At 63.2% G+C, this 13,679-nt stretch carries 10 protein-coding genes; 7 read left to right on the top strand and 3 right to left on the bottom strand.

Going from position 1 to position 13,679, the window contains the following annotated elements; translation table 11 throughout:
• Nucleotides 1-6: 6 nt before the first annotated feature.
• Nucleotides 7-765, top strand: a complete 759-nt coding sequence (locus tag GJ700_RS30330; RefSeq protein WP_154381123.1) for an alpha/beta hydrolase family protein — start codon at nucleotides 7-9, stop codon at nucleotides 763-765.
• A 40-nt stretch (nucleotides 766-805) separates the two neighbouring features.
• Here the strand turns inward: GJ700_RS30330 and GJ700_RS30325 are convergent, their stop codons facing one another.
• Nucleotides 806-2,710: a M61 family metallopeptidase gene (locus GJ700_RS30325; RefSeq protein WP_154381121.1), complete on the bottom strand. Its 1,905-nt coding sequence runs from the start codon at nucleotides 2,708-2,710 to the stop codon at nucleotides 806-808.
• Between the two features lie 202 nt (nucleotides 2,711-2,912).
• Between GJ700_RS30325 and GJ700_RS30320 the strand changes: the two genes are divergently transcribed.
• From GJ700_RS30320 to GJ700_RS30295, 6 genes are all read left to right on the top strand, one after another.
• Complete coding sequence (locus GJ700_RS30320; RefSeq protein WP_154381120.1) at nucleotides 2,913-3,377, top strand: Hsp20 family protein; 465 nt, start codon at nucleotides 2,913-2,915, stop codon at nucleotides 3,375-3,377.
• 207 nt (nucleotides 3,378-3,584) lie between these two features.
• Complete coding sequence (locus tag GJ700_RS30315; protein ID WP_154381118.1) at nucleotides 3,585-5,084, top strand: DegQ family serine endoprotease; 1,500 nt, start codon at nucleotides 3,585-3,587, stop codon at nucleotides 5,082-5,084.
• A gap of 13 nt (nucleotides 5,085-5,097) precedes the next feature.
• Entirely contained in the window at nucleotides 5,098-5,757 is a 660-nt protein-coding gene (locus GJ700_RS30310) for a response regulator (protein ID WP_154381116.1), read from the top strand.
• Nucleotides 5,757-7,121 carry an ATP-binding protein gene (locus GJ700_RS30305; protein ID WP_154381113.1) on the top strand — a complete coding sequence of 455 codons (1,365 nt, stop codon included), beginning with the start codon at nucleotides 5,757-5,759 and terminating at the stop codon, nucleotides 7,119-7,121. Before GJ700_RS30310 ends, GJ700_RS30305 begins: the two co-directional genes overlap by 1 nt.
• 147 nt (nucleotides 7,122-7,268) lie before the next feature.
• Nucleotides 7,269-8,438, top strand: coding sequence for a pantetheine-phosphate adenylyltransferase (gene coaD, locus GJ700_RS30300; protein WP_154381111.1), 1,170 nt, complete (start codon nucleotides 7,269-7,271; stop codon nucleotides 8,436-8,438).
• 240 nt (nucleotides 8,439-8,678) lie between these two features.
• Nucleotides 8,679-10,241, top strand: a complete 1,563-nt coding sequence (locus GJ700_RS30295; RefSeq protein WP_154381109.1) for a S8 family serine peptidase — start codon at nucleotides 8,679-8,681, stop codon at nucleotides 10,239-10,241.
• Nucleotides 10,242-10,292: 51 nt separating this feature from the next.
• On the opposite strand, the gene GJ700_RS30290 is transcribed toward GJ700_RS30295, so the two are convergent.
• Both GJ700_RS30290 and GJ700_RS30285 read right to left on the bottom strand, forming a co-directional pair.
• Nucleotides 10,293-12,692, bottom strand: coding sequence for a TonB-dependent receptor plug domain-containing protein (locus GJ700_RS30290; protein WP_371868203.1), 2,400 nt, complete (start codon nucleotides 12,690-12,692; stop codon nucleotides 10,293-10,295).
• A gap of 91 nt (nucleotides 12,693-12,783) precedes the next feature.
• Nucleotides 12,784-13,596: a PhzF family phenazine biosynthesis protein gene (locus GJ700_RS30285; protein ID WP_154381107.1), complete on the bottom strand. Its 813-nt coding sequence runs from the start codon at nucleotides 13,594-13,596 to the stop codon at nucleotides 12,784-12,786.
• Between the last annotated feature and the right edge of the window lie 83 nt (nucleotides 13,597-13,679).

Here is a 13,679-nt window from a genome sequence, read left to right as displayed (position 1 = left end):
CGCGACATGCGTACCCAACGACATGATTTTCCCGGCAGCCACGGCCACCAGCTGGCGGCGCGCCTCGACTCGCCGGACGGCGAACCCCGCGCCTATGCGCTGTATGCGCACTGCTTCACGTGCGGCAAGGATGTGCTGGCGGCGCGGCGCATAGCGCAGGAATTGACGGAACACGGCATTGCCGTGCTGCGCTTTGATTTCACGGGCATCGGCGCCAGCGGCGGCGATTTCGCCGACACGAATTTTTCCACCAATGTCGATGACCTGCTGACGGCGGCCGACTACCTGCGCACGCACTTCGTGGCGCCGCGACTGTTGATCGGCCACAGCCTGGGCGGCACCGCCATGCTGGCGGCGGCGGAACATTTACCGGAAGCGAAAGCCGTGGTGACGATCGCGTCGCCCGGTAGTCCGGCTTTTGCCACCAGTACGTTCAGCGAACACCTGGAGCGCATTGCCGAAGAAGGGGAAGCCCATGTGCAGCTGGCCGGGCGGCCCTTCCGCATCCGCCAGCAATTCGTTGACGACGTCGGCGCGCACAGCCTGCGCGACAAGATCGCCGGCTTGCGCAAGGCGCTGCTGGTCATGCATGCGCCCGGCGACGACACGGTGCCGCTCAGTCATGCGATGGAGATTTTTGTGCCGGCGAAACATCCGAAAAGCTTTGTCTCGCTGGACGATGCCGACCACTTGCTGACGCGGCGCGAAGACACCGCGTATGTGGCCGATGTGATTGCCGCGTGGAGCCGGCGTTACCTTGAGTAAAGGTCCGGCAGCGGCCCTGCGGCCGCCGCCCTGATCCGCCTTATTTCAGCGGCGACAGGATCGCCTGCAAGCGGTCCGGCGTATCGGCAATGCGCTCCAGGCGCGGATACTTCAAGCCGCCATGGTAGTCCAGCAGGATGGTGCGGTACTTGCTGCCTTTTTTGACCAGCAGTTCGATCGGCTTGCCGGACGTTTTCGCGGCCGTGACGGCGGCGCGCAACACGTCCGCCTTGTATGCGGTGCCATTGACGGCCAACAGCGTGGTGCTGCCGCCCAGTCCGGCCTGGAACCCCAGTCCCTCCCATTGCAGCGCTTCGATCCTGCCTTCGCTGCTGACGGAGAAGCCCAGCGAATACTGGAAGTCGGCCGACTTGTTGCGTTCTTCCACGCCTTTCAGGTAGGGCGTCGGCGTGTCCGTGTACACCAGCTTCCAGCCGGCGCGCGCCAGGCCGTCCAGCGGCGCCGGACCCACGGTTTCCACGCGGGTGCGCAGGAACGTGGCCCAGTCATAAGGCTGGATCGCATTCAAGGCTTTCACCACGTCGTCGAACGTGTAGTGGTTGGCCGTATAGCTGCCGTTTTCAATGCCGAAGAAATTGCGGGCGAAGTTGTCCAGCGATTTCGTGTCACCCGACAGTTCGCGGATCATGGTGTCGGCATCGAGCCAGATCAGGGCGCCTTCGTTGTAATAGTCTTCGCTGCGCTGCCAGCTGGACCAGCCCAGCGGACGGCGGCCATTGATGATGGGGTCGTACGTGGTGTCCTGCACCGGGCGCCACGAACGGCCGCGCATGGCGTCGTAGCGGGCGGCCGTGGCGGCCAGGATGTCGCGCACGTTTTCCAGGCGGATCAGGCCGGAACGGGCCGACAGCACATGGCCCCAGTACTGGGTCTGGCCCTCGTACACCCACAGCAGGCTGTTTTGCAGCGGCGTATTGAAGTTCGGGACATTCTGGCCCGCGGGACGGCGGAATTTGCCGTTCCATGAATGGGTAAATTCATGGGGCAGCAAGCCGCGCACGGATTCCGCCTTGCTCCAGTCCGTGAAGTAATCGAGCTTGACGCCGTTTTCGCTGGACTGGTGGTGTTCGCGGCCGATGCCGCCGAATTCTTCCGACAGCGCCAGCAGGAAATCGTAATGCGCGTAATGCTGCGAGTTGAACAGTTTATAAGCTTGCTGGATCAGCGCACGGTGCAGTTCGATCTGTTCCGGTTTCGCTTCCACCGCTTCCGCCGTATCGGCAAACACGTTCAGGTGCACTGGCAGTTTGGCGCCCGGATCGAGGTCGTAGCGCTTGTGGTAGCGGCCCGCGAACAGCGGCGAGTCGACCAGGGTTTCCAGGTCCAGCGGTTTGAACTGCACGGTGTCGCCCTTGCGCTCGGACGTCTCCAGCGCGGTCGCGTAGTCCCAGCCTTCCGGCAACGTCAGGTTGGCCTGTACCTGGATGCGGCGCGTCGTGTAGCCGGCCGGGTACAGCGCCATCGAGTGCCACTGCACGCCGAGGATGTCACTGGTGATGGTGGTGCGGCCCTGGCTGGGTTCCGTCGGCGACAGGTACTGGTATTCCGCTTCCACCGTCTTCGCATCGCGCGGCACGTCGATATGGAAGGCATGCACGTTGATCGGGTCGCGCGTCCACGCCAGCGGCTTGCCGTTGGCGCTCAGCTTCAAGCCGGCGAACTGGTTCAGCGGACCGCTGGGGCCATGGTTGGCCGGCACCCATTGCGGGTACAGCAACGTCAGCTTGCCGGGTTTGGCGGGAATGCTTTCCTTGATGCGGAAGATTTGCTGCGACGTGTTCGACGCGTCGACATTCAGCACGATGGCGCCCGGGTAGGGCTGGTCCACCGGCGCGGGGATGGATTCGGCGGCGCGCGAAGTGAAGGAAGTGGCGGCCAGCACGGCCAGCACGAGGCTGCGTACGGCAGGGCGGAAAGGCGTCATTTAAGGGCGAAACAAGGGATTTAAAGAGGTTCAGTGTAGCACGCAGGAAATTTTCTAATGTTTCGAAGTGTAGAGAAAACAACCGAAGAAAATTTGGAAAAAAAGCTCTTGAAAGTGTGTTTGGGCAGCCGTATATCGGATTCACCGGTTGCCCAGCAGGGGACCGGCGGACCTTATCGCTTAACTTTAAAAGGATATAATCATGCGTACTTTTGACCTGACTCCTCTGTATCGTTCCGCTATCGGCTTCGACCGCCTGGCACAAATGCTGAACGACGCCCAGCGCGGCGATTCGCAGCCGAGCTACCCTCCATACAACATCGAACTGGTGTCGGAAGACCAGTACCGCATCGTGATGGCGCTGGCCGGCTTCAGCCGTTCGGAAATCGACATCACTTCCGAGCGCGACACCCTGCTGGTGGTGGGCCGCAAACAGCGCGACGGCGTGGAACGTACGTACCTGCACCGCGGCATTGCCGCCCGCGATTTCGAGCAGCGCTTCCAGCTGGCCAACCACGTGAAAGTCACGGGCGCCTCGTTTGACAACGGCATGCTGACCATCGAACTGGTGCGTGAAGTGCCGGAAGCCCTGAAACCGCGCAAGATCGCGATCGATGGCGTGGAAGCGACCAACGTCGCCACCATCGAACAGCGCCAGGCTGCCTAAGCCGGCCTGACACACCGCGCAGCGTGCGCTGCGCGGTGCAAGCATTGCAACATGGCCGGCTTTCGCCGGCCTTTGTTTTGGGTTGTCAATCCTGCATCGCAAACGGCATGCAGGCAGAACGCCACAAATCAGCAAAGTTAAGCGGCGTCTAAGTCTGTTGCCTCATATTGGGTACATCGAAAAATCCTTTTATCCAGGAGAGCAGCAATGCAAAACCAACCTGTTTCCAAAACGATCAAGCGTGGTGTTCTGGCCCTGGCCGTGCTCGGTGCCTTGGGCGCAGGCGGGGCCGTCGTCGTTCAGCAAAACCATGCCGCCGCGGTGACCGCCGCCCCGGCAGCCGCGCCGGCCGCCAATGTGCCGGCCGGCGTTCCGGTCGCTGCCCCCATGATTTCCATGCCCGACTTCAGCGTGATCGCTGAACGCAACGGGCCGGCCGTGGTCAACATCAGCGTCACCGGCACCACGAAAACCTCCGGCTTCGACCAGCGTGGCCGCGACCCGTTCGGCGACGATCCCTTCTATGAATTCTTCCGCCGCTTCCAGCAGGGCCAGCCGCGCGCAGACCGCCCGATGCCGACGCACGGTGTCGGTTCCGGCTTCATCATCAGCGCCGACGGCGTGATCCTGACCAATGCCCACGTGGTGCGCGATGCCAGCGAAGTGACGGTCAAGCTGACCGACCGCCGCGAATACCGCGCCAAGGTGCTCGGTTCGGATCCGAAAACCGACGTGGCCGTGCTGAAGATCGATGCGAAAAACCTGCCGGTGGTGCCGCTGGGCCGCACCTCGGACCTGAAAGTGGGCGAGTGGGTGCTGGCGATCGGCTCGCCTTATGGCCTGGAAAGCTCGGTCACGGCCGGCGTGGTCAGCGCCAAAGGCCGTTCGCTGCCGGACGACAGCTATGTGCCATTCATCCAGACCGACGTGGCCGTCAACCCGGGCAATTCGGGTGGTCCGCTGTTCAACACGCGCGGTGAAGTGATCGGCATTAATTCGCAGATTTACAGCCAGACGGGCGGCTACCAGGGCTTGTCGTTCGCGATCCCGATCGACGTGGCCACCAAGATCAAGGACCAGATCGTCTCGACCGGCAAGGTCGCGCATGCGAAGCTGGGCGTGTCGGTGCAGGAAATCAACCAGAGCTTTGCCGACTCGTTCAACCTGGCCACGCCGGAAGGCGCGCTGGTGGCGAACGTGGAACCAGGCGGCCCCGCCGACAAGCTGGGCTTGAAAGCCGGCGACGTGATCCGCAAGGTCAATGGCCAGAAGATCGTTGCCTCGGCCGACTTGCCGGCCATCGTCGGCCTGGCGATGCCGGGCGACAAGGTTAGCCTGGAAGTGTGGCGCCAGGGTAAATCGGTCGAACTGAACGGCAAACTGGGCAACGCGGCTGATAAAGTGGCCGATGTGGCGCGCGCCGGCGACGGCGCGGCCGGCAAGGTGAAACTGGGCCTGGCGCTGCGTCCGCTGGATCCGGTGGAAAAACGCCAGTCCGGCATCCAGTCCGGTTTGCTGGTGGAACAGGCCTCCGGCGCCGCGGCCTTTGCCGGGGTCGAACCGGGTGACGTGCTGTTGTCCGTCAATGGCCGTCCCGTCAACTCGCTGGAGCAGGTGCGCGACTTGATGGCGAAATCGGAAAAGTCGGTCGCCTTGCTGATCCAGCGCGGGGATGACAAAATCTTCATTCCGGTGCGAATTGGCTAATTAAGGAAAAACCATGCGTCTATTGCTGGTGGAAGATGACACGATGATCGGCGAAGTGGTGCTCGACCTGTTACGGGCCGAGCACTACGCGGTCGACTGGGTCAAGGATGGCGACATGGCGGATACGGCGCTGCAAACGCAAACCTATGACCTGGTCTTGCTGGACCTGGGTTTGCCCCGCAAGGACGGCCTGGAAGTGCTGCGCTCGATGCGGCTGCGCAAGGAGTTGACGCCGGTGCTGATAGCAACGGCGCGCGATGCGGTGGACCAGCGCATCGCGGGCCTGGATGCGGGCGCCGACGATTACGTATTAAAACCGTACGACCTGGATGAATTGCTGGCCCGTATCCGCGCGCTGTTGCGCCGGTCGGCGGGCCGTGCCGAACCCGTGTTCGAACACAAGGGCGTGTCGGTCAATCCACAAACGCGCGAAGTGATCGCCAATGGCCAGCCCATCAACCTGTCCGCCCGCGAATGGGCCGTGCTGGAAGCGCTGATTGCGCGTCCCGGCATCGTGCTGTCGCGCGCCCAGCTCGAAGAAAAGCTGTACAGCTGGAAGGATGAAGTTAACAGCAATGCGGTGGAAGTGTATATCCACGGTTTGCGCAAGAAACTGGGCAGCGACCTGATCCAGAACGTGCGGGGCCTTGGCTACATGGTGCCCAAGAACTGATGAAACTGCCTGTAACGCATTCGCTGCGCGGCCGCCTGTTATGGTTTTTACTGGCGGCCATCGTGCTGGCGGCCATGGCGCAAGCCGTCATTGCCTACCGCAGCGCCCGCAGCGATGCGGATGAAATCTTCGATTACCACATGCAGCAAATGGCGCTGTCGCTGCGCTCCGGCGCCCCCATGGCCAACCAGTATGGCCGGGGCGGCGATGCCGACAACGATGACATGGTGGTGCAAGTGTGGACGCCGGACGGGGTGCAAGTGTTCCGTTCGCTGTCGCGCGCGGAATTGCCGCAGCGCGCCGTGCTGGGCTTTTCCAATGTGCGCGTGCGCGGCGCCACTTACCGCGTCTTTTCCATCCAGACCGATAACCAGACGGTGCAGATCGCCCAGGACATGAAGGTGCGCCAGCGCATGGCGGGCGCGTTGGCGCTGCGCACGGTGGCGCCGATCGCCATGATGGCGCCGCTGTTGATGCTGGTGGTGTGGTGGGTGGTCAGCGGTTCGCTGGCGCCGGTGTCGCGCGTGCGCAAGCAGGTAGCGGCGCGCCAGGCCGACGATTTGTCGCCCGTGTCGGAAACCGGCTTGCCGGACGAAGTACAGCCGCTGGTGCAGGAATTGAACTTGCTGTTTGGCCGCGTGAAAACCGCGTTCGACGCGCAGCAGCATTTTGTCGCCGATGCCGCGCATGAATTGCGCACGCCGCTGGCGGCGCTGAAATTACAGGTGCTGAGCCTGGAGCGGGCCGACAACGCGGAAGCCCGCGCCGTGGCGGTGGGACGGCTGACGGCGGGTATCGAGCGGGCCACGCGGCTGGTGGAACAATTGCTGGTGCTGGCGCGCCAGGAAGCCAGCAGCGAGCTCAAGATGGACGACGTCAACCTGGCCGACCTGGCGCGCCGCGCGCTGGGCGACCTGGCGGGCATTGCGCAAACGCGCGGTATCGACCTGGGCTTGCACCACGCGGATGACGCCGTGGTGGCGGGACAGGGCGATGCGCTGCTGATCCTGTTGCGCAATCTGGTCGATAACGCGATCAAATACACGCCGTCCGGCGGCACCGTCGATGTGGAAGTACGCCAGCATCAGGGCAAGGCGGTGCTGTGCGTGGATGACAGCGGCCCCGGCATCCCGGCGGAAGAACGGGAGCGCGTATTCAGCCGCTTTTACCGCGTGCCCGGCAGTCCGGCCGGCGGCAGCGGCCTGGGGCTGGCGATCATCAAGGCCATCGCGGAACGCCACGGCGCCACGCTGGTGCTGGACCAGTCGCCGCGCCTGGGCGGTTTGCAGGTGCGGGTGGAATTCCCGGTTCCTCAAACCGCAGCGCATGCGGGCGTCAACCTGTCCAAATCCCCCACAGCGTAACTCCGTAGGGCGGTTTTGCGCCAGCAAAGCCGCCGTGCGTGCTCCACCACGGGCACCGGCGATATCGCTGGATTGGCATGGCCGCAGTCCCCGGTCGAACCCGCTCCAAGCTAGAATGGCGGTTTTGACACCGTCAGCGGAGCAGGCATGAAAAAAATCGGCTTTTCGGGCACCCTGGACCCGATCACCAACGGCCACATGTGGGTGATCGGCGAAGCCCGTTCCATCGCGGATGACGTGGTGGTGTTCCTGTCCGAGAATTCGACCAAGCAGCCCAAGTTTTCCGCCGAACAGCGCAAGGACATCGTGCTGCGCAGCTGCGCCGAGCGCGGCTGGACCAACGTGCAAGTGATGATCGTGAAAAGCGATTACACGGCGCGCGTGGCCAAGCGGCACGGTGTCGATTACCTGATCCGCGGCATCCGCACCACGGCGGACTTCGATTATGAAAACCTGATCCAGCAAACCAACGTCGATGTGATTGGCGGCGCCAAGACCGTGTTCGTCATGCCGCCGCGCGACCTGGGTTCCGTCAGCTCCAGTTTCGTCAAGGCGCTGGAAGGCCCGGTGGGGTGGAACTGGACCATGAAAAAATTCGTGCCGGGCCCGGCCTACCACGCGTGGATCGTCAGCTGGCTGCGCAAGGAGTGGGACGCGCTGTGGCACTACAGCCAGGCCACGCACGAGGCGCGGGCGCGCGCCGATGCCTGGTTCCAGCGCATCACGGGCGATGACGCGTATGGCGGCGCCGAGCGCCACTATCACAACCTCGATCACCTGGTGCACGGCCTGGCGGAAGTCCGCACGTGGAGCGCCAATGTCGGTCCCAGCCGGCACGATACGGACATGGTGCGCGCGGCATTCTGGTTCCACGATCTGCATTACGCCCATGGCGACGGCCCCGCTGCCGATGGCGAATTATCGAACGAGGAACACAGCGCCCGCCTGTGGCTCAGTAGCGGACTGGCCGACGGCAAAGGGCCTGGCTTTGCGGAAGGCGTCGCCGCGCTGATCCGCTCGACCGACCACTTCCAGGGGCCGGCGATTGCGCATCCGCTGAAGGAAATCATGCTCAGCGTGGACCTGGCGATCCTCGGGCAGGACGAGGAAGTGTACCGCCACTATGCGCAAGGCATCCGCCATGAATACAGCCACGTGCCGGACGAAACGTATCCCGTGCTGCGCGGCCAGGTATTGACGTACCTGCGCCAGAAAGCGATCGCCGGCACCCTGTTTGGCGATCCTTTCTTTGCCGAACAATACAATGCACTGGCGATTGCCAACATGACGTGGGAATTGCAGCAACTGGGGCAGTGACTGGAACAGTGCGTATGGGATTGCCCGTTGCCAACACTTCGCCTTCGCTAAGACGGAATGGAAATAAGCTGCGGCACTAAAGCAACGTTATAGAAATACTCTCGGCTGTTAACGCATCGCCAGATTGCGTGGCGGCGGGAATGACTTCTATACTGAATTTCTACATTGCTGCAGATGAGCTGCTGTCGCGCTTGCTCGATGGCAAGAATTCGTCTGGCGCCGGACTACACGGAGGCTGACATGACTGAATCCCTTATTTCCAAACTGGTGCGCGCCATTGGAATGGCTTGTGTGGTGGCAACAGTTGGCGTCGCCAGCCAGGCCGTGGCGGCGCCCGATACCACGCGGGTCATCGTGGCGTTCAAACCAGGCGCGGCATCCGCTGTCCGTTCCGCGGTGGGCGCGGCCCATGGCACGGTCAAGCTGGAAATTTCCGGCCTGGATGCGATGGCGGTGGAAGTGCCGCTGAAGGCGCTGAATGGCCTGGTGCGCAATCCCAACGTGGTCTATGTGGAAGAAGACGTGCTGCGCTACCCGCTGGGTGGCGCCACGCCATCGACCGGAACACCTTATCAGTTGGGCCAGCTTGTTCCGTGGGGCATCAAGGCGGTGCAGGCAGACCAGTTGAATGATGCCAGCACCGGCAACCGCACCGTCTGCATCATCGATTCCGGCTACGACAGGGCGCATGAAGACTTGAGCGCCAATATCGCGAACGGTGAATACGACCGGGGCACGGGCTGGTGGTACACCGATGAAAACCACCACGGCACCCACTTGGCCGGCACCATTGCCGCGATTAACAACAGCGGTGTCGGCGTGGTTGGCGTCAATCCGAGCCGCAAGCTGAACCTGTTCATCGTCAAAGTGTTTAACGCCGATGGCTGGGCTTATTCCTCGTCGCTGGCCAATGCCGCCAACAAGTGCGGGCAGAACAATGCCAACGTGATCAGCATGTCGCTGGGTGGTGGCAGGCCCAGCAAGACGGAAGAGCGCGCCTTCGATAACTGGGCGGCCAAGGGCGTGCTGTCGGTGGCGGCGGCAGGCAACGATGGCAATGCCGCCATCTCGTATCCGGCCGGCTATGACAGCGTGATGAGCGTGGCGGCCGTCGATGAAAGCCTGACGGTGGCCAGCTTCTCGCAATTCAACAGCAAAGTGGAAATTGCCGGTCCCGGCGTGAACGTGCTGTCCACCGTGCCGATGGGGGCGGGCGCCGAAGCGTCGCTGGTGGTGGGCAGTACCACGTATGCGCCCGGCACCATGGATGGTTCGCCGAAAACCAGCGCCACGGCGGCACTGGCGGACTTCGGTCTCGGAGACAAGATCAACACTGCGGTATCCGGCAAGGTCTGCCTGATTGCGCGCGGCACAGTTGACTTCGCCACCAAGGTCAGCAACTGCCAGAAGAGTGGCGGCAAGGGCGCAGTGATTTACAACAACGCTCCAGGCGGCTTCTCCGGCACGCTGGGAACGACGGTGACCACGATTCCTTCCGTGACCGCCTCGGATACGGAGGGGACGGCGCTGAAAGCGCAATTGGGCGCGTCGGCGACCGTGGCGGTCAAAGCCACCAATTATGCGTATTACGACGGCACGTCGATGGCGACGCCGCACGTATCGGCCGTGGCGGCGCTGGTGTGGAGCTACTACCCGGGCTGCACCGGATCGCAGATCCGTGCAACGTTGGGCAAGAGCGCGAAGGATTTGAATGCGGCCGGCCGCGACGTCTACACGGGCTTTGGCCTGGTGCAGGCCAAAGCCGCCTATGACCGGATCGCCAGCCAGGGCTGCGGCAATTAAACCCGGTCTTTTCCATCCACACTGAGGGCGGCGTCAACCGCCCTCAGTTTCTTAGAACTTCACCCACAAACGTCCGAAGTACGACGCGCCGTTCAAGCCGAACTGCACCGAGTCATACTTGAAGCCATTGTCCGTTTCGTCCGGATTCTGGCGGGTCGGTTTCACGTTGAAGATGTTGGCGCCGCCAAACGTGACCTTGGTATTCTTCGAGATCGAGTACGTCAGGCTCAGGTCGGCCGACGTCTTCGCTTCATACTTCGCATTCGGCACACCGGCCGCCGTGCCGCTGAACGTACCCAGCGTTTGCGGGCCGAAGTGGATGATCTTGAAGTCGGTTTCCACCGGACCGGCCACGTAGTCGAAGCCCAGGGTGGCCTTGCGGCGCGGGCCGCCCTGTTCGATGAACAGGCGCTCGCGCTCGGACAGCAGCACGTCTTCATAGCCTTTCAGCGATGCCGGCGCGTGGATGCCCGTCACCTCGGTCTTGCTGAAGTTCATGGCCAGGAACGTGGTCAGCTTGTTGCCTGCCAGAGTGGCTTTATGCGACGCGGTCAAATCCAGGCCGCGGGTTTGCGTGTCGACCGAATTGACGAAGAATTGCGCTTCGCCCACGCCCAGCTTGGCCAGGCGTTCCGCCAGCGACGGGTAGTTGTCGGCATTGAAGCGGCCGGACAGCACGATGCGGTCCTTGATCTTGATGTCGTAGAAGTCCGCCGTGACGGACATTGCCGAGTTTGGCGACCACGTCGTGCCCAGCGTGTAGCTGGTCGACTTTTCTTCCTTGAGTTTCGGGATGCCTGCGGCATTGGCGACCGGACCGCCGTTCGGCGCCAGCACCACGTCGGTCGGCACGCCGCTGATGAAGTCGGTGAAGGTCGACGAGAAATACACTTGCTGCAGCGACGGTGCACGGAAGCCGGTGCTGGCCGAGCCGCGCAGCAGCAGGTCCGGCGTCACGCGCAGCGAACCCGCCAGCTTGCCGGTGGTGGTGGAACCGAAGTCGCTGTAGCGTTCGTGGCGCAGCGCGCCTTGCAGTTTCACGCGGTCGGACACGTCCAGTTCCAGGTCCAGGTAAGCGGCGCTGCTGTGGCGCTTGGCATTGGTGCGGTCGCCAGGCTGGAAGCCGGGGAAGCCCTGGCTGCCGGCATTGCCGCCAAAGCCGACGCCGTCCGCGTCGATGTACGAGCCCGGTTCGCCGGCGAAGATCTTGTATTGCTCGCTGCGGTATTCCGCGCCGAACGCCACGTTCAAACCTTGCAGGATATGGTCGTAGTAGCGGCTGAAGTCCGCGTTGGTGGTCAACTGGCGGAACGAGAAGCCGCCCGCGTCAAACGACGACGCGCTGACGCCTTTGCCGCCCTTGATCAGGTCGGCGTTGGCGATCGATGCGTTCAGCGTGTTGTTGATGTTGTACATCATGCGGTTGTAGCCATAGGTCTGCGACAAGTCCGCAGTCCATTCACCCACTTTGCTCTTGTGGCCGACCGTCGCATAGCGGTCGTCGATGGCGCCGTCGATGAAAGGCACGAAGCCGTTCGGGTACATGGCTGCCGAGTTGCGCGACGGGATGTCGTCGCTGCCCACGCCGCCACGGGCCCAGGCGGCGCTGGACGCATCGCGTGTTTGCGCGCCGGCCGTGAAGTAGAACTTGCCGCCAGGGATGGTCGGGACGTCGCCGTTCACGTACAGGGTCTGGTTTTGCGCCTTGGTGTCGCCGATGATGCGGGGATTGCCCGCGTCCGCGCGGTTGGAGCGGCCACGGTCGACATATTCGCCCGTGATGCCGACCACGCCGCCGGCCAGCGCCACGCCGCAGTAAGCGGACGCCATGTAATTCTTGCCGTCGCCTTCCGAGTATTGGCTGTAACCGGCCACGGCTTCGCAGCCCAGGCTTTTCTTCAGGCCGATGTCCATCACGCCGGCAATCGCGTCGGAACCGTACTGGGCCGCCGCGCCGTCGCGCAGCACTTGCACATCCTTGATGGCCAGCAGCGGGATCGCGTTCATGTCGGTGCCCGTGTTGCCGCGGTTGCGCGCGCCAAACAGGTTGACCAGGGCCGTGGTGTGGCGGCGCTTGCCGTTGACCAGTACCAGCGTCTGGTCCGAACCCAGGCCGCGCAGCGCGGCCGAGTCCACCAGGTCCGCGCCGTCCGCGCCGGTCTGGCGGGTCGAATTGAACGACGGCGAGATATACGTCAGCGATTGCGCCAGGTCGAATTGCGCGCCTTGCTCGGCGGCCTTGGACATCGGGATCACGTCGACCGGCACCACGGTATCGGTGGTGGACGACGTGGCGCGGCGCGAACCCACCACGTTTACGGTTTGCATCTGCGATGCGCCTTCGCCTGCCGCGGATTGGGCATACACGGCGGCGGGAGCCAGGGTGGCCATGGCTGCGCCACCGTACAGGCTGATCAAGACTGCTTTACGTAAAGTGCTGGTTGCGAACACGCGCGTCTCCGGAATGAAAAAAATGCGGCGATTGTAATCGAAGCAAGATTTTTCCGGCATACGTACTAAAGCGTAGGTATTTAAACCATTGTTAAATCGTGCGCACTGCTTTCGTGTGGTAGGGAATGGCTTCCGCCGCGCCGCCGACCAGCACGGTTTCGCCTTGCAGCGCCGTACGCAGCAGGCAGGGCTGGCCCCGGTTGGCTCCCTGGTGCAACGCGATGCCATGCCCCAGGTGCAAGGTGAGCGCGGCGGCCGCCACGCCGGTGGCGCTGTCTTCCAGCGCCGGATCGAGGTGGTTGAAGCTGCGGCCTTCAATTGCACCATCGGCACGGCGGGCCCACGCATAGCAGCCATTGACGCCGTGTTCCTGGCCCCATGCGGCAATCAGCGCCAGGTCGGGACGCAGCGCCTGCAGGGTGGCGCAATCGGGCAATTCCAGCAGCAGCTTGGGGCTGCCGGCGGACACGACCAGCGGTGCGGAAGCCAGTCGCACGCCGGGCAGGTCGAGCAGGCGGGCCGGCAAGTCCGCCGCCAACGCAACGGACGGCGCCGGCTGGCGTTCCAGCGCGACAAAGTAGCCGGCACCGGTGCGCGACAGGCGCAACGGCTGGCCGCGCAGCGCCGTGCGCACCGTCATCGTGCCGGCCGCGTCATCGAGCAGCACGGCGGCAGCCGCCAAGGTCGCATGCAGGCACAGCGGGCTGCGCGTGTGCGGATAAAAGTAATCGAGCACGACGCCGCCATCGTCAGCCCGATCGATGAATACGCAAGCGCTGCGCTGTTGCGCATGGGCGAAGTGCTGGCGCTGTGCCGTGTCCCAGCCGTCGCGCTGCACCACGAGCGCCGGGTTGCCTTGGCCCGGCTGAGCGCCGAAGCAGAGTAATTCTGTGATGGTTGTCATTATTGTCATTGCCGCAGAATAACTTATTCAGCGGTCATCTGGCTATGCACTATAATACTGTATAAAAACACAGTTGTTTTGAG

The organism is Pseudoduganella rivuli (assembly GCF_009674485.1).
GTDB classification, from domain to species: Bacteria; Pseudomonadota; Gammaproteobacteria; order Burkholderiales; family Burkholderiaceae_D; genus Rugamonas; species Rugamonas rivuli_B.
This window is presented reverse-complemented; position numbering and strand designations above follow the sequence as displayed.

Excerpts from the sequence above, each read along its gene's own strand:
- GJ700_RS30315 (WP_154381118.1), top strand. The coding sequence starts at position 3,585 with ATGCAAAACCAACCTGTTTCCAAAACGATCAAGCGTGGTGTTCTGGCC.
- GJ700_RS30285 (WP_154381107.1), bottom strand. The coding sequence starts at position 13,596 with ATGACAACCATCACAGAATTACTCTGCTTCGGCGCTCAGCCGGGCCAA.
- GJ700_RS30295 (WP_154381109.1), top strand. The coding sequence starts at position 8,679 with ATGACTGAATCCCTTATTTCCAAACTGGTGCGCGCCATTGGAATGGCT.
- coaD (WP_154381111.1), top strand. The coding sequence starts at position 7,269 with ATGAAAAAAATCGGCTTTTCGGGCACCCTGGACCCGATCACCAACGGC.
- GJ700_RS30305 (WP_154381113.1), top strand. The coding sequence starts at position 5,757 with ATGAAACTGCCTGTAACGCATTCGCTGCGCGGCCGCCTGTTATGGTTT.
- GJ700_RS30320 (WP_154381120.1), top strand. The coding sequence starts at position 2,913 with ATGCGTACTTTTGACCTGACTCCTCTGTATCGTTCCGCTATCGGCTTC.
- GJ700_RS30330 (WP_154381123.1), top strand. The coding sequence starts at position 7 with ATGCGTACCCAACGACATGATTTTCCCGGCAGCCACGGCCACCAGCTG.
- GJ700_RS30325 (WP_154381121.1), bottom strand. The coding sequence starts at position 2,710 with ATGACGCCTTTCCGCCCTGCCGTACGCAGCCTCGTGCTGGCCGTGCTG.
- GJ700_RS30310 (WP_154381116.1), top strand. The coding sequence starts at position 5,098 with ATGCGTCTATTGCTGGTGGAAGATGACACGATGATCGGCGAAGTGGTG.